Annotated in this window: 17 protein-coding genes; 7 read left to right on the forward strand and 10 right to left on the reverse strand. The window is 67.6% G+C overall.

Going from position 1 to position 22,582, the window contains the following annotated elements:
- Positions 1-3: 3 nt before the first annotated feature.
- The 3 genes from FY251_RS07190 to FY251_RS07200 form a co-directional block, all read right to left on the reverse strand.
- Positions 4-837, reverse strand: a complete 834-nt coding sequence (locus FY251_RS07190; RefSeq protein ID WP_148414104.1) for a phosphatase PAP2 family protein — start codon at positions 835-837, stop codon at positions 4-6.
- Positions 834-2,699: an ABC transporter substrate-binding protein gene (locus tag FY251_RS07195; RefSeq protein ID WP_255516618.1), complete on the reverse strand. Its 1,866-nt coding sequence runs from the start codon at positions 2,697-2,699 to the stop codon at positions 834-836. Before FY251_RS07195 ends, FY251_RS07190 begins: the two co-directional genes overlap by 4 nt.
- Before the next feature lie 62 nt (positions 2,700-2,761).
- Complete coding sequence (locus tag FY251_RS07200; RefSeq protein ID WP_148414106.1) at positions 2,762-4,234, reverse strand: hypothetical protein; 1,473 nt, start codon at positions 4,232-4,234, stop codon at positions 2,762-2,764.
- A gap of 139 nt (positions 4,235-4,373) precedes the next feature.
- Between FY251_RS07200 and FY251_RS07205 the strand changes: the two genes are divergently transcribed.
- The 4 genes from FY251_RS07205 to FY251_RS07220 all read left to right on the forward strand — a co-directional run bounded on the left by FY251_RS07205 (position 4,374) and on the right by FY251_RS07220 (position 9,480).
- Positions 4,374-5,723: an aryl-sulfate sulfotransferase gene (locus tag FY251_RS07205; protein ID WP_148414107.1), complete on the forward strand. Its 1,350-nt coding sequence runs from the start codon at positions 4,374-4,376 to the stop codon at positions 5,721-5,723.
- A gap of 11 nt (positions 5,724-5,734) precedes the next feature.
- On the forward strand, positions 5,735-7,438 hold the full coding sequence (locus tag FY251_RS07210) for a glycosyltransferase family 39 protein (protein ID WP_148414108.1): 1,704 nt from the start codon (positions 5,735-5,737) through the stop codon (positions 7,436-7,438).
- 28 nt (positions 7,439-7,466) lie between these two features.
- Entirely contained in the window at positions 7,467-8,801 is a 1,335-nt protein-coding gene (locus FY251_RS07215) for a phosphoglucosamine mutase (RefSeq protein ID WP_148414109.1), read from the forward strand.
- 82 nt (positions 8,802-8,883) lie between these two features.
- Positions 8,884-9,480 (forward strand): SprT-like domain-containing protein, encoded by a 597-nt coding sequence (locus tag FY251_RS07220; RefSeq protein WP_148414110.1) that lies wholly within the window; start codon positions 8,884-8,886, stop codon positions 9,478-9,480.
- Positions 9,481-9,513: 33 nt separating this feature from the next.
- On the opposite strand, the gene FY251_RS07225 is transcribed toward FY251_RS07220, so the two are convergent.
- Positions 9,514-9,708 (reverse strand): hypothetical protein, encoded by a 195-nt coding sequence (locus FY251_RS07225; protein ID WP_089781004.1) that lies wholly within the window; start codon positions 9,706-9,708, stop codon positions 9,514-9,516.
- Positions 9,709-10,081: 373 nt separating this feature from the next.
- On the opposite strand from FY251_RS07225, the gene FY251_RS07230 reads away from it, so the two are divergent.
- Positions 10,082-10,771, forward strand: a complete 690-nt coding sequence (locus FY251_RS07230) for a DUF1028 domain-containing protein (RefSeq protein ID WP_148414111.1) — start codon at positions 10,082-10,084, stop codon at positions 10,769-10,771.
- A 44-nt stretch (positions 10,772-10,815) separates the two neighbouring features.
- On the opposite strand, the gene FY251_RS07235 is transcribed toward FY251_RS07230, so the two are convergent.
- The 4 genes from FY251_RS07235 to FY251_RS07250 are packed head-to-tail and all read right to left on the reverse strand — an operon-like array spanning position 10,816 to position 16,513.
- The gene (locus tag FY251_RS07235) at positions 10,816-12,969 is read right to left on the reverse strand and encodes an ABC transporter ATP-binding protein (RefSeq protein WP_148414112.1); all 2,154 of its coding nucleotides are present in this window, start codon (positions 12,967-12,969) and stop codon (positions 10,816-10,818) included.
- A complete protein-coding gene (locus FY251_RS07240; RefSeq protein ID WP_148414113.1) occupies positions 12,966-13,865 on the reverse strand; it encodes an ABC transporter permease in 900 nt (299 codons plus the stop codon). Before FY251_RS07240 ends, FY251_RS07235 begins: the two co-directional genes overlap by 4 nt.
- The gene (locus FY251_RS07245; RefSeq protein ID WP_004064568.1) at positions 13,865-14,824 is read right to left on the reverse strand and encodes an ABC transporter permease; all 960 of its coding nucleotides are present in this window, start codon (positions 14,822-14,824) and stop codon (positions 13,865-13,867) included. The genes FY251_RS07240 and FY251_RS07245 overlap by 1 nt, the downstream gene beginning before the upstream one ends.
- A gap of 15 nt (positions 14,825-14,839) precedes the next feature.
- Positions 14,840-16,513, reverse strand: coding sequence for an ABC transporter substrate-binding protein (locus FY251_RS07250; RefSeq protein ID WP_148414114.1), 1,674 nt, complete (start codon positions 16,511-16,513; stop codon positions 14,840-14,842).
- A gap of 427 nt (positions 16,514-16,940) precedes the next feature.
- On the opposite strand from FY251_RS07250, the gene FY251_RS07255 reads away from it, so the two are divergent.
- Both FY251_RS07255 and FY251_RS07260 read left to right on the forward strand, forming a co-directional pair.
- A complete protein-coding gene (locus tag FY251_RS07255; protein WP_148414115.1) occupies positions 16,941-18,188 on the forward strand; it encodes a Zn-dependent hydrolase in 1,248 nt (415 codons plus the stop codon).
- Positions 18,189-18,595: 407 nt separating this feature from the next.
- Positions 18,596-19,411: an IclR family transcriptional regulator gene (locus tag FY251_RS07260; RefSeq protein ID WP_148414116.1), complete on the forward strand. Its 816-nt coding sequence runs from the start codon at positions 18,596-18,598 to the stop codon at positions 19,409-19,411.
- A gap of 851 nt (positions 19,412-20,262) precedes the next feature.
- Here the strand turns inward: FY251_RS07260 and FY251_RS07270 are convergent.
- Both FY251_RS07270 and FY251_RS07275 read right to left on the reverse strand, forming a co-directional pair.
- Positions 20,263-21,042, reverse strand: coding sequence for a universal stress protein (locus FY251_RS07270; RefSeq protein ID WP_148414118.1), 780 nt, complete (start codon positions 21,040-21,042; stop codon positions 20,263-20,265).
- Positions 21,035-22,504 carry an APC family permease gene (locus tag FY251_RS07275; protein ID WP_148414119.1) on the reverse strand — a complete coding sequence of 490 codons (1,470 nt, stop codon included), beginning with the start codon at positions 22,502-22,504 and terminating at the stop codon, positions 21,035-21,037. Before FY251_RS07275 ends, FY251_RS07270 begins: the two co-directional genes overlap by 8 nt.
- Between the last annotated feature and the right edge of the window lie 78 nt (positions 22,505-22,582).

The raw sequence follows: 22,582 nt of genomic DNA on the forward strand, positions 1-22,582 counted from the left end.
CCGTCACGAATCCGCCGACCGGCGTTCGACGAACCAATCGCCGAGCGCGACGCTTCCGAGGCCGAGGGCGACCCCGGCGACCACGTCGGTCCCCCAGTGAATCCCGAGGTACATCGTCGAGAACGCGATCGCGGACGCGAGGAGCGACGCGACGACGGCCCACGCGGGGTACGTCTCTCGCGTCCGAATCGCGATCGCCGCCGCCGACACCGAAAGCGACGTGTGAAGCGACGGGAACACGTTCGTGTTCACGTTCACCTCGCCGGTGAGAATCTGCGTCTGCGGATAGCTGCTGTAGAGGAGCGACTCGACCTGCCCCGGCAGGAGGTTACGCGGGCCGTAGGAGATAAACAGGATATAGCAGGTCAGACCGATGGCGTAGTTCGCCGCGTACGTGACAGCGGTGAGTTTCAGCGGGCGGTCGTCGGCCGCCACGAAGTACGCGATGAACGGGAACACGAGCAAGAAGACGTAGCCCGAGAGATACACCGTCGAGAGGACGGCGGTGAGCGCCGGCGTGGCGAGCGACTGAACGGACCCGACGAAGTTCCCCTCGACGGCGTAGATGACGCCGGTGGCGTTCCAGCCCAGCGCCCACGAGAGCTCCGGACCCACGCCGCGGGCGACCTTGTTCACGAGGAGGACGACCGTCAGCAGGCCGAGGTACGGGGCCGCCTCGCGGAATCGACCCCTTCCCGAACCGTACGCCCCCGCGAGGCGCGACGGGCCGACGATAGTGAGCGTCGCGACCGCCAACGCGATGGCGGCACCGCCGACGACGCGGAGGAGAACCGCGACGAGCGGCGAGACGGTAACCAGAGACTGTGTGGGGTTCATTCTTGAATGAGGAGGGTGCCGTCGGTCGAGTAGGTGTACCCGGCGTCTTCGAACACCGACCGCGCTCGCTCCGCGTCGAGCGCGCCGGTCCCCGCGTCGCCGACGAAATCGAGTTCGGAGACGGTCTCGCGCCACGCGTCGTCGTCCGGGACGTACTGGGTGGTTTCGAGCGGCGAGGACGCGGGCCGGGCCTCGCTGCCGAACAGCGACTCCACGAGGAACTCGCGGTCGACGAGTCGGGCGACCGCCCGGCGGAACCGGGGGTTCATAAACGGCGGCCGCCGGTGGTTGTAGCCGATGTGGTAACACCACTCGGGTCGGCTGGAGCGGACGGAGATGCCGGGTTCCTTCGCCGCGGCTTCCCTCGCGTCGGCCGACAGCGAGTTCGCCGTCGCGTCCGCCGCGTCGGCCGCGAGAAGCTCGACGGCGGCACCGTCGGACGGAACGACGTCGAACCGCAGCGAGTCGAACGAGAGGCCGCCGTCGAACCGGGACAGCCAGCCGTCGAGCGCGTCGTCGGCGGCGAGGAAGTGGTCCGCGAACGGCTCCATCGAAATCGACTCTCTGGCCGTCGTTCCCGTCACGCGGAGCGGGCCGCTCCCGACCGGAGAGAGGTTGTTCCGGACGAGCGCCTCGGTGACGTTGCCCCCGTCGAGCCACGACGCGCTCGTCGGGCGGGCGAACGGCTCCCAGACGTGCTCGGGGAGCACCGGAATCGTCAGCGCGCGCGCCGCGACCGACCGGCTCACGTCGCCGAACCGAATCGTCGCCTCGCGGTCGGACGCGGCGTCGACCGAGTCGACGAGCGAGGCGCGGCCCCGGTACCGCGGCGACGGCACCGACTGGTCGAGCGACCCGAGCGCCGTGTCGGAGATGAACCGGAAGGTGAACGCCACGTCCGACGCCGTTATCGGCTCGCCGTCGTGCCACACGAGGTCGTCGCGGAGCCGGAGCGAAAGCGCCGTCGCGTCCCCGTCGGACCACTCCCACGACGCCGCCAGCCACGGTCGCATCCGGTCGTAAATCGGACGGCCCAACGAGTCGTAGACGAGGTCGAGGAGCGTCCCGTCCGAGCGAAACGGCGTCGAAAGCGGGTTGAGGTTCTCCGTCGGGCGCGAGTCGTCAAGCGTCATGCGGAGCTCGTTAGCGGGGGTCGGCCCGTCGGTCGTCGTCGCGGACGTCGGCCGCTCGGTCGGTGTCGGGGTCGCGGACGGCACGGCCGTCGACTCGGTCGGCGAGGCGGTCGCCGCCGTGGGGACCGTCCTCGCACCGAGATACCCCGTGAGGCTGTGGATTCCGACGCCGTCGGGCCAGTTGGCTCGCTCCGGCCGAGTCGCCTGCGCCGGCCGCGGGGCCGCGACGGGCGTGAACGGTTGGGCCTCCGCGACGCGCCGCTGAATCTCCCCGAGCGTCGCGGCGCGGACGGAACCGGTCTCCGTCCGCTGTCGCTCCAGAAGCGAGTCCAACGACAGGTCGCCGTATCCGAACGGGTTTTGCCACCCGCGGCCCGGACCGTAGCGAGAGTGGAGCAGGGGGCGGAGGAAGTCCGGGTCGCGTCGGAGCAGCAGGCGGGAGACGTAGATGTCGAAGTCGTGGTTCGAGAGCACGTCGCGGAGGAGCTCCTCCCGGCTCATCGGAACCACGGTCGCCGCGATGCCGACCGTCTGGAGGCGCGTGGCGAGATAGCGGGCGAGCCTCGTCGCCATCGCGTCGGTGTCCGCCGGGACCGTTTTGAGAGAGAGCGAAAGCGGCGTCCGTTCGTCGCGCGCGACCGTCGATTCGAGCTGTCGGACACACCCGCCGGTCAGGCCCGCGCCTGCGAGCGCCAAAACCGACCGTCTGGTTAGCCGTGTTGATGACATGTAGGGGGAGGGCAGGTAACTGTCTTGGCGCGTGTCGCCGTTATTATCCGGGGACTAAGCGGTCAAATTCCCAGAAAGAGCGGCCACGCGAGCAGGAGAACCCACAGGCAGACGGCCGCCGAAAGCGCGGTTCGACGGGGGGAAGACGACTCGAAGCGACGCTGTCCGACGACGGCGAGCGCCCCGAGCGCGACGAGCACGGCGAACCGATGGAGGACGATTTCGACCGGGACGACCGCGACCCGTATCGACGCGAAGTCGGCGACCAGCCCGACCCCGTAGCCGACGAACGCGACGCCGAACCACAGTTCCGGCCGGTAACCCCGTGGGAGCCGAACTGCGAGGACGACCGGAGCCACGGCGAACACCGGGTAGAGCAGTCCGGCGACGACTTTCGGGTGGTTCGGGATGTACCCCTCCAGACCGAGGGCGGCGGCCCGAATCAAAAGCGGGAGGGCGGCGAGCGCGACGAAGAGCACGACGCCGCGCTGGAATCGGTAGTCGGCGAGGCGGGACCAGCGGAGGCGCTCGACGACCGCACCCATCTCCATCTCGTCGCGTCGGGTGAACAGGGCGGCGAGACCCCCGACACCGACGAAGACGACGGCGAGTATCGAAAGGGCGTTTCCGACGCCCGCCGCCGTCGTCGTCGGGGCACCGAGCGCGGAGGCGGCGGCGGCGCGTTCGGGGTCGGCGCGCGCCGCGGCATCGCCCCGGTCAGTCGCCGACTCGGCGGTCGCTGGACGACGCAGGTCCTCCTTCGGGAGCGTCGAGAGCTGGGGCGGGCCGAGTTCGACGACCGACACCCAGCCGTCGGCGTCGATGATGCCGCCGTTGGCGAACCGCTCGCGGCGAACGTCGACGACGGTCGGCTGCCGCAGCAGGTCGCGCTCGACGACGTGCTGCGGGCCGGCCAGACTCGTCACCGTGTGTCGGAGCCGAAACCAGTCCCAGTAGTCACGGTGGGCCTGAATCGCCGTCCACGAGTCGTCCGGCGACCCGCCGCCGTACAGGCGGAGGTGGATTCGGCTCCCGAAGTACGTCCCGTCGTGGAGCTGCATCGACTCCGCGATCCACAGCCCGCCCGAGTCGGCGGTGTCGACGAAGGTGAATCGGTCCGCGCCCGTGGCGGCCCCCCACGGGGCGTCAACCTCGTCGGTCGGTGCCTGTTCGGCGGACGCCTGTTGCCACGATTCGTTCGTCTCGTCCCACGTCGCGTCGCGCGAGTAGAGGAGGAGCGAGCGGACCCGCGCGGGGTTCCCCTCGACGACGAGGTTCACCGGGAGCGTCAGCGAGTCGAACGAGCGGTCGCGGCTGGTGAACGGCCAGAGCCTGTCGCCCCGGTCGCCGACGGCGACCAGTCGAACGTCGTCGACGGATTTCTGACTGTCCGGTGCCGACGCCGCCGCGACCGTCGACCCGCCCCCGCGGGCGTCGAAGTCGACGACGCTCGCAGTCGGCACCGCTGTCGTCGCCACAAGGAGGACGACGCCGAGGACGACGAGGCCCTCGACCGCTCCGAGACGAGACGCCATTGCGTCGTGTTCCCGGCCTCGGAACCCTAATTATTCCGTGCGTAAGGTCCGTTCGGGAACAGGTCGCGGCGGCAGGGCCCGACTCGCCGGCAGTTTAGCGCCCCGATAGTAAGACCGTCCACCGACCGAGGGGTATGCAATGGTCAAGCGGACGCATCTGCGAGTCGCCGCGGCAGTCGCCCTCCTCGTCTGCGCGGGCATCGTCGGGGCCGCGTACCTGAGCCGGCCGACCTCGGCGGTGGCGGACGCGACCGGCGAGAGCGCACGGGTCGCGCCCGCGAACGGGACGACGGTCATCGCGACCGATTCGAACACGTGGCTCGGTCGAGAGAGCGACGGGCCGCGAGCGAACGCCGAACTCGTCGCCTTCGGTGCCGACGGAGAGCGGCGCTACTACGACGACTCACACACCCGTTACTGGGACGTCGACCCCGTCGAGGGGACGAACGCGACGGTCGAGTACCTCTATGCGGACCACCTCACCGCCGACGAGTGCGGCGGCGAGAGCGTGTGTACGCGCAACGGCATCGAGCGCGTGAACCTCACTACCGGCGAGGTCGAAGGGATTTACAGCAGAGTGACCGCCGGGAAGCACTCGACGCGGTGGCACGACGGTGACCGGCTGAACGATTCGACGTACGTCGTCGCCGACATCGCCGCCGACCGCGTGTTCGTCGTGAACACGACGACGGAACTGGTCGAGTGGTCGTGGGACGCGCAGGCGGCGTTCGACCCCGCGACGACCGGCGGCCCGTACCCGTCCGACTGGACGCATCTCAACGACGTCGAGGTGCTCGAAAACGGGCTGATTCAGGTCAGCCTCCGCAACCACGACAGGGTGGTGTATCTCGACCGCGACACCGGCCTCGTCGAGAATCGGACGCTCGGGGACGGCTCCCACGACGTCCTCTACGAGCAGCACAACCCCGATTACATCGCGAACCCGGACGGCGACGACGCCGTGCTCGTCGCCGACTCCGAGAACAACCGTCTCGTCGAATACCGCGACGACGACGGCGAGTGGGTCCGGTCGTGGGACTGGCAGGACGAACAGCTCCAGTGGCCGCGGGACGCCGACAGGCTCCCGAACGGGCACACGCTCGTGACGGACTCGAACGGGAACCGCGTGTTCGAACTGGACGAGACCGGCGACGTCGTCTGGAGCGTCCCCGTCGCGTTCCCCTACGAGGCCGAACGGCTCGGAACCGGCGACGAGAGCGCCGGCGGCCCGCCCGCGCACGAACTCGACCTCCGGAATCAGACGGCCGGAGGTCAAAGCGCCGGGGCCGGCGGCACGCCCCGGTCGGTTCTCCCGAATCCCGTGGTGAACGCCGTCTACTACGTCCTCCCGCGGTGGATGGGGGTGTCCGAACTGCTGGTCGCCGGCCTCGCGCTCGGAATCGGACTCGCGTGGGCCGTCGCCGAACTGCGGTGGTTACCGTACCGCGTCTCGCTTACGAACCCGGTCTCCCTCCGAAAGCGGAACTGAGAGTCAACGCCATGAGTTCAACGACCGACGACACGTCGAACGGTCTCGACCCCGCGGCCCCGAACCGAGAGAACGCGTTCACCGACGGCGTTCCCGGCCTCGGCCGCGAGAGCCACGCGTGGTTCGCTATCGCCGTCGTCGCCGGACTCCTCGTCTCGGCGGCGTACGTGACGACCCACGGCTACCCGGCCTACGGATCCGGGCTGTACCTCGAAATCGCGGCGCAGATCCGGGGCGGCGGCTACGCGCTCCCGACTTCGATTCCGTACTACGACGGCGGGATTCCGTTCGCGTATCCGCCGCTCCAGTTCTACGTGGTCGCGTTCCTGACCGACCTCGGCGTCTCGGGGATGACGCTCAGTCTCGTCCTCCCGGCTATCGTGACGGTCCTCTACCTCGTGCCGTACTACGGAACCGCCCTCGAACTCCTCCCGACGCGGCGACAGGCGGGGGTCGCGACGGCGGTTCTCGCGGTCAGCCCCCCGGTCCTGCAGTGGCACCTCTCGGCCGGCGGCATCGTCCGCGCGTCCGCGTTCTTCCTGTCGCTCTGCGGGGTCTACGTCGGGGCGAGGCTGTTCCGCCGCGGCACTCGCCGTCCGCTGTGGGTCGGGTCCGGTATCATCTTTTTCGGGCTGACCGTCCTCTCGCATCCGACGTACACCATCTTCTTCGGGGTCAGTTGGCTCGTCCTCTACGCGATGCTCGACCGGACGCTCCCCGGCCTCGTCAGCGGAGGTCTCGTGGCGCTGGGCGGCCTCGTCCTCGCCGCGCCGTGGTGGGTCAACGTCGTCTCCGTCCACGGCGTGGGGGCGTTTGCGGGGGCGGCGGGCAGTCACAGCGGCATCGCCGGCGGCGTCGGTCGACTCCTCGACCAGTTCGTCTACCCGCTGGAACCGACCGTCGTCACGGTGTTCTTCCTCGCGAGTTTCGCCGCCGCGGGCGTGCTGGTCTCCCAGCGGAAGTTCACGCTCCCGCTGTGGCTCTTCGTCTGCGCGTACGCCATCGGGAAGGAGCGCTTCCAGTTCGTCGCCGGGGCGATGATGATATCGACGGTGCTGTTCGGCGTCGTCGTACCGCGGCTGACGGACGGGGTTCGGGGGTCGTTCGATAACCGGCAGGTGATGGCCTCGACGCTGGTCGTGGTCCTCGTCGTCGGGACGAGCCTCGGCGGGTTCTACGCCGCGAGCGGCCTCGGTGCAGCGCACCACGGCAGTCCGAGCCTCCCCCCGTTCATCGACGGCGACGACCGGGAGGCGATGGAGTGGGCGGGCAACAACACCGACGAGGACGCGTCGTTCGTCGTACTCTCGGACGCCGCCGAACTGTTCCCCCACTACGCCGAGCGGAGCATCCTCGTGGGACCGTGGGGCGTCGAATGGAAGAGCCCGGACAGGTACTACGACCAGATTTCGGCGTTCAAAACGGCGAGCACCTGTCAGAACGCGACCTGCGTGACCGCGTCGATGGAGTCCGTCGACGCCTCCCCCGACTACCTCTACGTCCCCCGGGGGACGTACACCGTCCGGGGGCTCCAAGAAGACGGGACCGAACGGCTCCGCAGGTCGCTCGCCGACAGTCGCCGCTACGAGCGAGTCTACGGAAACGACGGGGTCGTGGTGTACGCGGTCGAGCCGAACGACACCGACAGCCCGACCGCCGAAACGGCCGGTTTGTCAGACGCTAAGCGCCGTCGACCGGGATTATCCGGCCGATAGTAAACACCCCTCGGGGAGAGCGTGAGGTATGTTCGCACCATCACGAATCCGCGGCTCGTACGGGACCCACGTGACCGCGAAACTCGCCCTCAAGGCCGGTCGCGCCCTCGCGGGGACGGGCGACGAAATCGTCGTGGGCCACGACCCGAGCGACAGCGCTCGCCTCCTCGCGGACGCCGTCGCACTCGGGGTCTGTGAGTGCGGTGGCACCGTCCATCGACTCGGCCCGGTGGCGAGTCCGACCGTCTCCCACGGCGTGAGGCGACTCGGCGGCGACGCCGGCGTGGCGGTGACGACCGTCAGCGACCCCGACGACGACACCGCGCTGAAACTGTTCGACGACGACGGCTCGCGCCTCTCGTGGGAGCGACAGAGCAGGGTCGTCCGCCGGGTCAACGGCTCGTCCGCCGAAGTCGCCTCGTGGGACGAAATCGGGGCGGAGCGTCGCTGGGACGACGCCACGGCACGTCATCTCGATCATCTCTGCGACTCCCGGCCGCCGCTTTCCGACACGCGCGCCGTGGTCGCCGTCGGCGAGCGGGGCGACGGCATCGTGGCCGAGGCGCTCGAACGCCTCGGCTGCGACGTCGAGCGCCTCGCTGACACCGCTGACGACTCGTTCCCGCGACGCCGGGTGGCCGACGGCGACGACGTCTGCCGGACGCTCCGCCGGGCTGTTGCGACCACGGACGCCGATATCGGTCTCGCCCACGACGCCGACGCGGACCGCCTCGTCGCCGTCGACGAGACCGGCGAGGTCGTCGGCGGGGACACGCTCTTGGGGCTGTTCGCGCGGGAAGCGGTCCGCGATGCCGACGGCGACGCGCGCGTCGCCGTCCCGCTGGAGGCGAGTCGACGCATCGAGGAGGTCGTCTCCGACGCGGGCGGGAGCATCGTGCGAGTCGAGATGGACGGAATCCCGGGGTCCGGACCGGCGTCGAGCGCGGACGTCGTCTTCGGCGGCGAGCCGAGCGGCGTCTATCAGTGGCCGGACGAGTCGCCCTGTCCGGACGCGGCGCTGTCGGCGATTCGGCTCGCGCGCCTCGTCGACGAGGGAGCGCCGCTCTCCGAACAGGCGGGCGACGTCGCGGCGTACCCGCTGTTTTTCGACTCGGTCGCGGTCGACAACTGCGCCCGCGAGATGACGCGGCTCGCGACCGAGAGCCAAGCGCGGTTCGACGACGTTCGAACCGACGACGGCATCTTCGTCGAACGAGACGACGCGTGGTTCGTCGTCAGGGCGAGCCGAACCGAGCGCGTCCTTCGCGTGACCGTCGAAGGAACGTCCCGAAACAGTGCGAAACAGTTGTTCGAAGCGGTGTGGGCGCTCGTGGCCGACGAGCGAGCGACGCTCGTCGCCTGACCGCGCCCGGCCGGCGCATCGGCGCGCGCCGCGGGCGAGCAAAACACACATAGCGGCGCGCTCCGAACCGCGGCTCGGAACCGTGGGACACGAAGGCGGGAGCCAAAGCGCGTACGACGCCGTCGAGACCGGCGACGAGCTGGTGAGCTGGTCGCGGGCGTACTGCCGCCGCGCGGCGAGCGACTACGGCTTCAGCGTGGACCTACACCGCGTCGAGTGGGAAGTGTCCACCCGCGCGAAGCGCCGAGCGGCCGCGGTGAAAACCCCGACCGTCGACGACGCCGCGGTCGGCGAACCGAGGCGGTGGGACAGCACGTCGTCGCGCGCGGACCGACTCGGCGATCCACCGACGTGTACCATGTCGCTGTCGTGGCGGGCGTTCGAGTCGTTCGACCGCGCGGAGTGGTCGGCGACGCTCCGACACGAACTCGTCCACGTCGAGCAGTTTCAGGCGTTCGGCGCGACCGACCACGGGCCGGCGTTCAAGCGCCGCGCCGAGGCGGTCGACGCGCCGGTTCGCGTCCGCCGGTTCGCGGAGCCGAAGTACACGCTCACCTGCGAGGCCTGCGGCGCGGACGTGGCCTACCGCTACCGCGAGTGCAAACTGGTTCGCGAGTCGTCGGCCTATCGCTCCGCCTGCTGCGATGCGCCGCTGGACTGTCGAAAACGAGAGGGATAGCGGGCGAACGCGAGCGCCCGCCGCCCGGAGCGACTACCGACTCGGCGGGTGCGCCCGCGCCTCCCGAATCGCCACGAAAGCGATGACGAGGACGAACACGAGCGCCAAGAAGAACTCGATGCCGGGAACGGTCCCGGAGACGGCCCAGACGTACGCGTCCTCCGCGCCGAGGATGACGAACAGTCCGACGAGAATCGCCACGCCGGTTCGACCGATACCGAGTCTCATACCCCGATTTTACCGCCGCGACGACATAAGCGTTGGAGGCGGCTGTCGTCGCGTGAGACGCGTCGGTATTGCTCGCTACCACGAATACTACACCGACAGAGACCGCCGACCGAGTTAGATTGTGGTCTCGTACTTCCTCAGAGATGAGAATGAAATCATTCACGCCCGATTCGAAAAGATCCGAAGAAGATACTCCGTCAAATAAGAGAGATGGGCAGACAATAATGTCTATTTTTTGCACTACTATTGGGATATTTGGAGTGGGAATCGGACGCGAAACACGCGCGTCGAGACACCGCGCCACGTTCACGCCACGCCCCCCGAGAGGGGAGTATTTATCACGCGAGCGCGACCCAAACCCAGTATCGAACCCATGCGACACGTCCCAGGAACCTTCTCGATAGCGGCGCGCGACCCCGAGGCGAACGTCTACGGCGCGGCGGTGACGACCGGCACCGTCGCCGTCGGCGCGACCTGTCCCTACGTGAGCGCCGGCGGCGCGGCGGTCACGCAGTCGTACACGAAGCCCGAACACGGCCGCGACGCGGTCGCCCGCGCCGAAGGCGGCGAGCGCATCGACGACGCCTTCGAGGCGCTCCTCGCCGCCGACGACCACGCCGCCTACCGGCAGGTCCACGGCGTCGGCGCGAGCGGCGAGTTCGCCTTCACCGGCGGCGAGTGCGTCTCGTGGGCCGGCCACCGCGTCGGCGACGACTACACCGTCGCGGGCAACATGCTCGCCGGCGAGACGGTCGTCGAAGCGACCGCCGACGCCTACGAGTCCGCCGACGGCGACATGGCCGACCGGCTCGTCTCGGCGCTCGAAGCCGGCGAGGCGGCGGGCGGCGACGACCGCGGCGAGCTGAGCGCCGCGGTGCTCGTCCACGCGCCGACGCCGGAGTTCTACCACAACCTCCGCGTGGACCTCTCCGACGAACCGGTGGCCGACCTGCGCGACCTGCTCTCGGAGGCGCGGCAGGCCAAAGCACAGATTCGGCGAGAGACGGACGCGCAGTTCGGCGACTACCCGGACGAGATTCTCGACTTCGGCGTCAAGTACTGACCCGGCTTCGCGTCAAATACTGAGAAGAGACCGCGCGGGCGGATTCAGTCCGAGTCGGCCGGACTGGTCTCCGCGCGCTTCGACGGCGTGATAAAGGAGTCACGCTGGCTCATCTCCTCTTCGGAGAGGTGACAGGAGATGTAGTGGTCGCCGCCGTCGACGGCTTCGAGTTCCGGGAGGTCCTGCTCGCAGACGTCGCCGATTTTCTTCGGACAGCGCGTCTGGAACGGACAGCCCGACGGCGGGTTGATGGGACTCGGAACGCTCCCTTCGAGGAGAATGCGGTCCGTCTCGCGGTCCGGGTTCGCGTGGGGGACCGCGGACAGCAGGCTCTCCGTGTAGGGGTGGAACGGTGCCGAGAACACCTGCTCGATGCTCCCGAACTCCGCGATTTTCCCGAGGTACATCACGGCCACGCGGTCGCAGATGTGCCGGATGACGCCGATGTTGTGCGAGATGAACAGGAACGAGATGTTCTCGTCTTCCTGAATCTCGTTCAGGAGGTTGAGAATCTGCGCCTGCACACTCACGTCGAGCGCCGACACGGGCTCGTCGCAGACGATGAGCTTCGGTTCGACCGCGAGCGCGTGCGCGATGGCGACGCGCTGTTGTTGGCCCCCGGAGAACTCGTGAGGGTACTTGCTCGCGGCGGCCCGCGAGAGGCCGACGCGTTCGAGCAGGTCGCCCACGCGTTCGCGCTTTTCCTCGCCGGTGGCGATGCCGTGTTTCTCCATCGCGCGCCCGACGATCTGGCCGACGGTCTTCCGCGGGTTGAGCGAGCTCTGGGGGTCCTGGAAGATCATCTGCATCTCGCGGCGCAGACTCCGAATCTCCGAGGTTCCGAGCTCGTGGAGCGGCTGGCCCTCGAAGTACACCTCGCCGTCGGTCGGTTCGAGAAGGCGGAGCGCGGTGCGAGCGACCGTGGACTTGCCACAGCCGGATTCGCCGACGAGCCCGACGGTCTCGCCGGGGTAGACGTCGAAGCTCACGTCGTCGACGGCCTTGACGTGCCGCCGTTCGACGGTCGGCAGGCCGCCGCCCTCCCACGAGAGGTGGACGTTGCCGAAGACGCCCTCGCCGGCATCGAAGTACTTCTTCAGGTTCCGCACCTCGAACAGCGGCTCGCCGGTACGGTCGATGTCGCGGCGGCCGGTTCCGGCTTCGGGGACCGTGCTCTCCGAGAGGTCGAGGTCGTCGGCGTGCAGACACGCCGCGCGCGAGGAGTCGTCGCCGACGGCGTCGAGCGACGGGTCGCCGCCGGTCCGACACGCCTCGGTGGCGTGGGGACACCGCGGCGCGAAGTTGCACCCGCTCGGGAGGTTCCCGAGGTCGGGCATCGCGCCGTCGAGCGTCGGCAGTTCGTCGTAGTCGGTGTCGACCTCGGGGATGGAGTCGATGAGCGCGCGGGTGTAGGGGTGTCGTGGGCGGTCGAACAGGTCGCCGAGTTCGGCCGTCTCCACGAGGTTCCCGGCGTACATCACGCCGACGTGGTCACACGTCTGGGCGACGACGCCGAGGTTGTGGGTGATCATCAGCACGGCCGTCCCCTCGCGCTCCTGCATCTCGTTGAGCAGGTCGAGAATCTTCGCCTGCGTCGTCACGTCGAGCGCGGTGGTCGGCTCGTCGGCGATGATGAGGTCCGGCTCGCAGGAAAAGCCGATGGCGACGAGGACGCGCTGGCGCATCCCCCCGGAGAACTCGTGAGGGTAGTCGTCGATGCGTTCTTCCGCGTCCGGGATGCCGACCTCGTCCATCGATTCGACGGCGAGCCGACGGGCCTCCGACTTCGAGACGTCCTGGTGGCGGCGAATCGTCTCCGTGATCTGCTCGCCGACGGTCATCACCGGGTTGAGCGACGACATCGGGTCCTGCGGAATCATGGCGATGCGGTTGCCGCGGATGTCGCGCATCTCGGCGTCAGTCTTCTGGAGGAGGTCCTCCCCGTTGAAGATGACCTGCCCGCCCGTGATTTCGCCGGGCGAGTCGATGAGGCGCATGAGGGAGCGAGCCGTCACGGACTTGCCCGCGCCCGACTCGCCGACGAGACCCATCGTCTCGCCGCGGTCGAGCGAGAACGACACCTCGTTGGAGGCGACGATGGGGCCGCCCTCGGTGCGGAACTCGGTTCTGAGTCCGCGAACGTCGAGCAGCGGGCCGTCGTCGGCCTCGCCGTCGGTCGCGGTGGTCGGGGCGCTCATTCTATCGCCTCCACTTTGGGGTCGAGCACGTCACGCAGTCCGTCACCGAGCATGTTGAACCCGACGACGGCGATGCCGATAGCCAGCGCGGGGAACAAGAGCATCCACGGCGCGGTCTCCATGAAGCCGCGACCGGTGTTAATCATCAGCCCCCACGACGGCCGCGGCGGTTGCGCGCCGAGACCGAGGAACGACAGGCTCGCCTCCGCGAGGATGGCAAAGGAGACGTTCAGCGACCCCTGCACCAGCATGGGAGCCATGCAGTTCGGGAACACCTCGCTGAAGACGATGCGCGAGTCGCTCTCGCCGCGGGCGACGGCGGCCTCGACGTACGCCTCGTTGCGCTCGGCCAGCGCCGCGCTCCGCGAGACGCGGGCGATGTACGGCGTGTAGACGAACGCCAGCGCGATGATGACGTTACTCAAGTCCGGGCCGAGGACGACGAGGAGCGTGAGCGCGAGCAACACCGGCGGGAACGCCATCGCGGCGTCCATGACGCGCATCAGTATCTCGTCGGTCAGGCCGCCGGCGTAACCGGCGACGACGCCGATGACCGCCCCGACGGCGAGCGCGCCGGAGATGGCACCGAAGCCGACGTACAGCGAGATGCGACTCCCCATGACGACGCGGCTGAAGATGTCGCGGCCGAGGTCGTCGGTGCCGAACGGGTGTTCGACCGACGGGGCCTGCGAGCGGTCTTCGATGTTCGTCTGCTCGATGGGGTACGGCGCGATGAGCGGCGCGAAGATGGCGACCAACACGAGCATCACCACGATGGAAAAGCCCAGCATCGCCTTCGTGTTACTGCGGAACTTCCGGACGAACCGGGCGATACGGTCGCGCTGCGACTGCGTGATGGTGAAGCGACCGCGGTCGGTCTCCCGTTCGGTCGCCATCAGTCGTCACCTCCGTAGCGGATACGGGGGTCGAAGTACGCGTACAGCAGGTCTGCGGCGAAGTTCGAGAACATGTAGATGAGTGCGACCACGAGGATGCACCCCTGAATCAGGGGGATGTCGCGGCTCTGAATCGCGGTCAGCGTCAGCCGACCGATGCCGGGCCAGAAGAACACCTCTTCGAGCACGACGACCCCGCCGAACGCGTAGCTGAACTGGAACGCGATGACCGTGATGACGGGGATGATTGCGTTCTTGAGCGCGTGCCTGAGGACGATGACCCGCTGGCTCATCCCCTTCGCACGCGCGAGATTGATGTACTCCTCGCTGAGCACCTCCAGCATCGACGACCGGGTCATCCGCATGATGTAGGCGGTGAGCGCGAAGCCCATCGCCCCCGCGGGGAGGACGAGTCGCGTGAGCGACCCGACGAGGTCCTCGCTCGGGGAGACGTACCCCCCGGTCGGAAAGAGGTTCAGCCAGACGGCGAACACCAGGATGAACACCAGCCCCCACAGGAAGATGGGCATCGAGATGCCGACGAAGGCGAACATCGAGGCGCTCACGTCGGGCGCTTCGTTCTGGTTGACGGCGGCGTAGACGCCGAGCGGGACCGACAGCACGACGGCGACGAGCGTCGCGGCGACCGCGAGCATCATCGACCGCGGCAGGCGCTCGGCGATGAGCTGTGCCACGGGCTCGCCGAACCGGAGCGATTCGCCCATGTTCCCCTGGAGGAGCCCGACGACCCAGTCGATGTACTGCACGTACAGCGGGCGGTTGAGTCCCAGTTGGGTTTGGAGCGCTTCGAGCGATTGTTCGGTCGCGTTGGGGCCCAAGATGAGCAGGGCCACGTCACCGGGCAGGATGTTGGTGACGGCGAAGGCGATGAGCGTGACGAAAAACAGCGTCACCGCCATGAACCCGACGCGCCGAACGACGTAGTTGTACATCGACATTGTGTGGAATCCCTGTTAGCGGTCGAGCCAGTTGTCGCCGAACTGCAGCGTCGATCCGTCGGGCGCGCCGATGTCGCCTTTGTACTGCGAGGCGGCTCCGTAGAGGCTCGGCTGCCACCACAGGAAGAGGTGACCTGCGCGGTCCTCGTGGAGAATCTCCGTCGCCTGGTGGTAGAGTTCGGCGCGCTCCTGTTCGTCGTAGATGGTGCGCGCCTCCTCGACGAGCGCGTTGTACTCGTCGTTCTCCCAGTTGGTGAAGAAGAACGCCCCGTTGGGGTGCAGGAACTTGTAGAACGACACGTCGGGGTACCAGAGCGCGAGGTAGGAGCTCGTCGTCGCCTGGAAGTCGCGGTTGGAGTAGACGTCCGAGAGCCACGTGCTCCACGTGATCTGCTGGATTTCGAGGTTGATGCCGACCTCCGCGGCGTCGGCGGCGATGACCTCCGCGGCCTGCACCTGCGTCGGGTAGGACTGCGGAATCTTGAACGTCGCCGTGAAGCCGTCGGACATGCCGGCGGCGTCGAGGTGTTCCTGCGCCTTGTCGAGGTCGCGTGGGCGCGGTTCGATGTCCGGGTTGACCCACGGGCTGCCGGGCGTCGCCGGGGACGCGGTGGTCTGACCGGTGCCGTAGAGGGCCGCCTCGGCGACCTTCTCCTTGTCGATGGTGTAGTCGAGCGCGAGGCGGGCGTCCCGGTTGTCGAAGGGAGCCACGTCGCAGTTCAGGCCGAGGTAGACGAGCGATTTCGGGAACTGCTTCTCGAATCGAACGTCGGGGGCCTGCTCGACGCGGGAGACGTCCTTCGGCGCGATGCCGTTGATGAAGTCGTACTCGCCGGCGAGGAACGACTGGAGACGGACGCTCGGGTCCGGCACCTCGCTCTTGACGATGGTGTCGATGAACGGGCCGTCCTCGTCGGACGCGCCCCAGTAGTCCTCGTTGCGCGTCATCGTGAACGAGGTCTCGATCTCCCGGCTCTCGAACTTGTACGGGCCGGTCCCGATGGGGTCTTCGACCATGTCCTTCTCGGCGTTCTCGGCGGGCATGACCGACAGTTCCGCCGTCGCCATCTTGGCGAGGAACGGCGCGAACGGCTCGGTGAGTTGGACTTCGAAGGTGTAGTCGTCGGGGGCGCGAAGCTCCTCGACGTAATCGAAGAAACCGGTGGCGAGGAAGTCGCCGTTCTGGACGCGCTCGTAGCTCGCAAGCACGTCTTCGGAGGTCATCTCCTCGCCGTTGTGGAAGGTGACGCCCTCCCGGAGGTTGAACGTCAGGAGCGTGTTGTCGTCGGACTGCTCCATCGACTCCGCGAGATGCGGCTGGATGGAGTAGTCGTCCTGCAGCGCGACGACTTCCTCGTAGATGTTCTCCAGAACGCGCTTGGAGGCCGCCGAGGTGTCGATGTGCGGGTCGAGACCCTGCACCGGCACCGCGCCGCCCCACTGGAGCGTCCCGCCCTGCTTCCCACCACTTGCCGCGGTCGTGTCGGTACTCTCCGTGTCGCCGCCTTCGTCCGTGGAGCCCGAGTCTTCGGTCGTGCCGTCGTCGGAACCGCCGCCCGTACAGCCGGCGAGCGCCACCGCGCCGGTCGTCGCCGCCGCCCCGAGGAAGGTACGGCGGTCGAAACGACTGCGACGCGTGCCGTCGCCGGTGCTGTCGGAGGAGTCGCTCCCCTTGCCATTCTCTTGCATACAGTCGCTCAAATCCGTTACTGTGTGATAAAAATTGTGGTTGTGTGAGTACAATCACCATATCGAGACGGGTGAAATGTAATACCGGATACCATTTCGAGCGCCGAACGCGACGGAACTGCTGAATGGCCAATTCTAACCTGCCACGTCCGGAATTACTCCACGAATGTCAACCCACTTCGTCGCAGGCGACGGTCCACATCGACGACCCGCAGGTCGCTCGCGGGCGACCGAACCGTCGCCGACGCGCGTCCTCGAACGTCGCTGACGTCCGCCCTCGAACGACACGGACGGTGGGCAGAGTCCCGGAACCCACATCCAGCGCGCTGTACCTACTGATTTCGGGGAGTCCGTGGCCGCCCGGTACTGTCACGCATGTGACCGAATTCCAAACAATAAAATAGGGTTAGTCACGAATCCGGGAACCATGCGAGTCAACCAGCAGCGACTCCGCAGTGACATCGAGTCGAACGCGGAGTTCGGGGCCGTCCCGACAGACGAGGGTCGGGGACGGACGGTCCTTGCCGGCAGCGAGGCGGACCGGCGGGCGAGAGAGTTTTTCTGCGAGCGCCTCCGGGACGCCGGTCTCTCCATCACCATCGACGAGGTCGGCAACATCGTCGGCCGGTGGGAGCCCGAGAGCGCGGACCCCGACGCGGCCCCGGTCGCGACCGGGAGCCACCTCGATTCGGTCCCCGAGGGCGGCATCTTCGACGGCCCGCTCGGCGTCTACGCGGGGCTGGAGAGCGTCCGCGCGATGCAGGACGCCGGCGTCGAACCCGTCCGCCCCGTCGAGGTCGTCAACTTCACCGAGGAGGAGGGCCAGCGGTTCGGCGGCGGCCTCATCGGGTCGGCGGTCGCTGTCGGCGAGCTGAGCGTCGCGGAGGCGCTCGATATCGAGGACGCCGACGGGATTCCGCTCGGCGACGCCCTCGCGGACATCGGCTACCGGGGTGACGGGCGCATCGACGCCGCGGACTGGGACGCGTGGATAGAGCTCCACATCGAGCAGTCCGAGCGCCTCGAAGACGCGGCGGTCCCGGCCGGCGTCGTCACGAGCATCGTCGGCCTCTCGCGCTGTGCCGTCGAAATCACGGGCGAGGCCGACCACGCGGGGTCGACGCTCATGGACGACCGCTCGGACGCGCTCGCCGCCGCCAGCGAGTTCGTCCTCGACGTGGAGCGCGCGACGAACGAACGCGGCGAGGTCTCGGAGACCGCGGTCGGAACCGTCGGCAAACTCGAAGTCTCGCCGAACGCGCCCAACGTCATCGCCGGAAAGGTCGACCTGACCGTCGACGTCCGCGACGTGGCGTACGACTCCATCGAGTACGTCATCGGTGAGGCGGAGGCGAGCCTCGCCCGCATCGAGGCCGAGCGCCCGGTCGAGACCGCGCTCTCGCACCCGTGGGACCGCAAGCCCGTCGAGATGAGCGAGCGGTGCCGCGCCGCGCTCCACGACGCCGGGACCGACGCCGGCCTCGAAACCCTCGACCTCCACTCCGGGGCCGGCCACGACACTATGCACGTCGCGGCCGTCACCGACGCCGCGCTGCTCTTTGCCCCCTCCCGCGACGGTATCTCCCACAACCCCCGCGAGTGGACCGACTGGGCGGACTGCGCCGACGCGACCCGCGTGCTCGCCGGCGCGCTCGCCGACCTCGCGACCGAGTGACGAAACCGCCCGACTGACGACCGCCGTTCTCGTGTTCGTCCGCCGCTCTGCTGTTTCTCGGTGAGGTCGAACGACCGCCGCCCGCGTCTCTGCGAGACTGCGCAGTCGAGCGCGGTCGAACCGCTCGCCACACCCGCTCTCGAATCCTCGTGTAGAGCCACTGAAACGCGTGTTTTCTCTCGGGTCGATTCGTATCGACACCCTCGGAACGGCGAATCGTTCGTACAATGAGAACGTGGCTTCGAGAAGTCGAATTCGCCATTTTCAGCACTTCGTTAGACGTAATTCGGCGGTTGCGTGTCTCTGACCACGGGATTTTGCGGCAATTAGTGCGATTATCGGGGCACCTCGGAAGTGGACGTTTGTCAAATACAAACACCTATGGCGACGGGGATTCGAACTGCACTATGGCAGACGAACACACGACCGGCTCACCGCGGACCCTGAAAACGGTGTCTCGCGCGTTCGACGTCGTTCGTGCGCTCGAAGAGTTAGACGGCGCGCGAGTGACGGAGCTGGCGAACCACCTCGACCTCTCGAAGAGCGTCGTCTACAACTACCTCAGCACGCTGCGGGCCGAGAAGTTCGTCGTGAAGGAAGAAGACACCTACCGGCTGTCGCTCCAGTTCCTCCTCGTGGGCGAGTACGTCCGGTACCAGAACATCCTCTACCGCATCGGCAAGCCCGAAATCGAGGAACTCGCGGAGAAGACGGGCGAATACGCCCACTTAGCGACCGAACAGCACGGGCTGGGCGTCAACCTCTACAAGGTGAGCGGCGAGAAGGCCGTCGGGAGCGACTATCAGGTGAACAAACTCCAGCGAGCCGACTACCTCCACTTCTCGGCGACTGGAAAGGCGATTCTCGCGCACCTCCCGAGAGAACGCGTCGAGTGGATCGTCGACCAGTACGGACTCCCGCGCAAGACCGAGGCGACCATCACGACCCGCGACGAGCTCTTCGAGGAGTTGGAGACGATTCGCGACCGGGGCTACTCGCTCAACGACGAAGAGGAGATAAAGGGCCTGCAGGCCATCGGCGCGCCGGTGACGAACCGCCACGGGCGCGTCCTCGGCTCCATCAGCGTCTCCGGACCCGTCCGCCGGATGAAGCAGCCGGAGTACCACGAGCGGCTCATCGAGAGCGTCGTTAACACCGCCAACGTCATCGAAGTGAACGTCAACATGGAGGAGTCCGACGACGACTTCCCGACGTTCAGCTAATCGGGGCGCGTCACCGCGACGCCGCCGGGTCGGTATGGTCCCCCCGCCGCCGACCGCTCGGCACGGTTCACAAACGGAGAACCCGCGGTCGACGCGCTTCGCGGCCGAGTCAGCGGCTACCGGCGATGCCGACGCGACGGGCTGAACGGCTTCCTTGCCCCCGAATCTCGGCGTCGCCGCCGGCAACGCCGCGCTCGGGCCGTCGGTGTCGTCTGTCAGCCGGGATTGACGGTTTCGAACGTCGGACGGTCAACACGCCCCGAGAAGTTGCGAAAACGGAACATCGAAGAAGCGACACACAAAAACGAATATCCGGTCGTATTGACCATATAAGAACACAAATCAGGAACTGGTGAGAGAATGTTCAATAATGAGCCACATTCCAGCTAGTCTCCAAATGATTCTGTCGCAATCGAGACGCCTCACCGATAGGGGGGCGACGACCACCACCCGTCGGACGATGGGGCCAGATCTCATTACACAAGTAGGAGTGTCATGCAGACGCGCACGTCCGGCCCGGGTCGACTGTCGTGCGCGAACGACCGAACGGACCGAACACGGTCTTCCGACCAGACAATAATGTCGTTATTAGACAATAGCTCTGGGCGTCAAACAGGTCTCCAGATATATCCGCAGTTCACGAGACAATCAGAGAGCGCCATCGTCTCAACTAGATGTGGGCCTAATACCGGTTATACAACCAAACAATCCACAATTTGTAGAAATTGTAAACATTGTATAGTGTTCGTGATCTACAGCCGCGTTTCGAGCGTCCGATGTCACCCCAGTAGCGGTGTATTATAGACACAATATCAACTAGTGGAGTCAGCGCGGTTCGAGGTGAGTCGCCCTCATTCCGGGCCGTCGGTGGCGTCGTGGACGTCAGGCTCGGGTTCGGGTTCGGGCTCGGGCTCAAGGGGTCGCCGGACCACGAGCACCGGGGCGACGGTCTGTTCGGCGACGCGATCGGAGGTTTCGCCGAACAGTCGGCCGCGGAGCGTGGGTTTCTCCTCGCCCATCACGACCACGTCGTGGCCGTCCGCGGCCTCGATGAGCGCCTGTAGCTGGTTCTGTGCGACGACGACGACGCGCGAGATGTGCTTGCTGCAGACGCCGAGAAGAGCCAGTTCGTGGGCGACCTCGTCGAGGAGGCGTTCGCCCTCGGCGACCGCGTCGTCGTCTTCGGCGGCGTGGAACAGCGTGAGGTCGATGTCCTCGCGTCTCCCGACGGCCGCGGCGACCTTGGTAATCGTTTCGAGGTTGATGTCCTCTTTTATCGGGACGATGACGCGGTCGATGGTCGGGGCGGGGTTCGAGAGCAACACCGCGTCGCAGTCCGCCTCGGTGGCGATGCGCTCCGTCGTCTGGTCGGCGTCGTGGGTGAACACGAGGCGCGTCTCGACGGTCGCCCCCGCGGCTTCGAACGCCGAGACGAGCTCGTCGAGTTCGTCGCGGACCTTCGGTTCGAACTGTTCTCCGGCCTGTTCGGGAGCCGTCTGCTCGGGTATCTCGTGGTACGCGAGGAGGACGACCGTCGTCTCCGAGAGCAGGCGGGTCAGTTGGTCGGGTATCACCTGTCCTTCGAGCACCGCGACGGGGACGAGCACGCGAACGTCGTCGGGGTCACGCATCGGTGCTCACCCCCTTGAGGCGCACGTCGCGGGCGTAGACGAAGTACCACGCCAGCGCGGCGAGCGCGACGACGACACCGACCGCCTGCGAGAGCGGTTGCATGAACGCGACGAGGCTGAAACTCGCGAGCGCCCCGAGCACCGGGACGACCGGGTAGCCGGGGACGCGGAACGACGGGTCGTACCACGCGGGGTTCGACCGGCGGAGCGCGACGAGCGCCACGCAGATGAGCCCGTAGGTGACGAGGTGCAGGAACGACGCGACCTCGGCGAGCACCTCCGTCCGGCCGACGGCGACGAGGACGACCGTCGGCCCGCCGACCAGCGCGAGCGCGACGTGGGGCGTCCCGTACCGGAGGTTGATTCGCGCGAGCTGCGGCGGGACCAGCGCGTCGCGGCTGAGCGCGTAGAGGGCGCGCGACGAACTGAGAATCGAGGCGTTCGCGCTCGACACCGTCGCGAAGAGCCCGGCGACGAGGATGGCGACCGCGCCGGGAAAGCCGAGGTACGAGCGGGCGACCTCGACGATGGCCGTCTCGCCGAAGGAGGCGAGGCGGGCGCTCCCGAACGCGCCGGTCGAGACGAGAATCGTCACGACGTACAGCACCCCGACGACGACCACGGAGCCGACCATCGCCAGCGGGAGGTTCCGCCCGGGCTTCGTTATCTCGCCCGCGACCGTCGCCACCTGCGCGAACCCGAGGTACGAGGTGAACACGAGCGCCGCCGTGGTGAAGATACTGAGCGTGCCGAACGGCATGAACTCCTCGGGGACCGTCTGGCGGCCGAACAGCCCGAGCGTGTCGAGCGAGCCGTAGACGAGGAACACGAGGAGGATGCCTAGAAGCAGGCTCACGATGCCGTTCTGGAGCTTCGTCGCGTTCTCGGTCCCGAACATGCTGAGCGCCGTCAGGACGATGCCGAAGCCGACGCCGAGCACCGCCACGAGCGGCAGGTCAGAAACCATCGACGCCGCGCCCAACTCCGCCAACACGGCGAGGGCGTACTGCGCGAAGCCGACGAGGTAGAACGCCGACGCGAACACCAGTCCCAGCCAGAGCCCGATACCGACGACCGCGCCGAAGACCGACCCCATGCCGCGGGAGATGAAGTAGTACGCGCCGCCGCTTTTCGGCATCGCCGTCGCCAACTCGGAGGTCGGAAGCGCGACCAACAGGGCGATGACCGCACCGAGCGCGAACGAGAGCGCGGCCGCGGGGCCCGCCTGCCCGGCGGCGAGGCCGGGAAAGACGAAGATACCCGCGCCGACCATCGTTCCGATACCGATTGCGAGGCCGCCGCGGAGGCCGATTGTCCGCTCTAACTCGGTCCCGCTTTCGAGGACCGTCACCTCGTCGGCCGCGTCCCCGACGTCGACCGCCGGGTCCGACGAACCGACACCCGCCCCGTCGCCGGGCGGGTCGACCCCGAGCACCGAACCGCCGTCGTTTCCATCTGACATCGTACCGTCTTGTTATTGCGTCTCACAAATATATCTAGCACCCATCATATAGAGGGTGTCGGGGCGGCCGGTGAATGC

The sequence above is a fragment of the Haloferax sp. KTX1 genome (genome assembly GCF_902410085.1).
Lineage (GTDB): Archaea > Halobacteriota > Halobacteria > Halobacteriales > Haloferacaceae > Haloferax > Haloferax massiliensis.

Coding starts and splice junctions, on each gene's coding strand:
- FY251_RS07245 (WP_004064568.1), bottom strand. CDS start 14,824: ATGTCGATGTACAACTACGTCGTTCGGCGCGTCGGGTTCATGGCGGTG.
- FY251_RS07230 (WP_148414111.1), top strand. CDS start 10,082: ATGCGACACGTCCCAGGAACCTTCTCGATAGCGGCGCGCGACCCCGAG.
- FY251_RS07240 (WP_148414113.1), bottom strand. CDS start 13,865: ATGGCGACCGAACGGGAGACCGACCGCGGTCGCTTCACCATCACGCAG.
- FY251_RS07195 (WP_255516618.1), bottom strand. CDS start 2,699: ATGTCATCAACACGGCTAACCAGACGGTCGGTTTTGGCGCTCGCAGGC.
- FY251_RS07235 (WP_148414112.1), bottom strand. CDS start 12,969: ATGAGCGCCCCGACCACCGCGACCGACGGCGAGGCCGACGACGGCCCG.
- FY251_RS07215 (WP_148414109.1), top strand. CDS start 7,467: ATGTTCGCACCATCACGAATCCGCGGCTCGTACGGGACCCACGTGACC.
- FY251_RS07200 (WP_148414106.1), bottom strand. CDS start 4,234: ATGGCGTCTCGTCTCGGAGCGGTCGAGGGCCTCGTCGTCCTCGGCGTC.
- FY251_RS07275 (WP_148414119.1), bottom strand. CDS start 22,504: ATGTCAGATGGAAACGACGGCGGTTCGGTGCTCGGGGTCGACCCGCCC.
- FY251_RS07260 (WP_148414116.1), top strand. CDS start 18,596: ATGGCAGACGAACACACGACCGGCTCACCGCGGACCCTGAAAACGGTG.
- FY251_RS07210 (WP_148414108.1), top strand. CDS start 5,735: ATGAGTTCAACGACCGACGACACGTCGAACGGTCTCGACCCCGCGGCC.
- FY251_RS07250 (WP_148414114.1), bottom strand. CDS start 16,513: ATGCAAGAGAATGGCAAGGGGAGCGACTCCTCCGACAGCACCGGCGAC.
- FY251_RS07205 (WP_148414107.1), top strand. CDS start 4,374: ATGGTCAAGCGGACGCATCTGCGAGTCGCCGCGGCAGTCGCCCTCCTC.
- FY251_RS07270 (WP_148414118.1), bottom strand. CDS start 21,042: ATGCGTGACCCCGACGACGTTCGCGTGCTCGTCCCCGTCGCGGTGCTC.
- FY251_RS07255 (WP_148414115.1), top strand. CDS start 16,941: ATGCGAGTCAACCAGCAGCGACTCCGCAGTGACATCGAGTCGAACGCG.
- FY251_RS07225 (WP_089781004.1), bottom strand. CDS start 9,708: ATGAGACTCGGTATCGGTCGAACCGGCGTGGCGATTCTCGTCGGACTG.
- FY251_RS07190 (WP_148414104.1), bottom strand. CDS start 837: ATGAACCCCACACAGTCTCTGGTTACCGTCTCGCCGCTCGTCGCGGTT.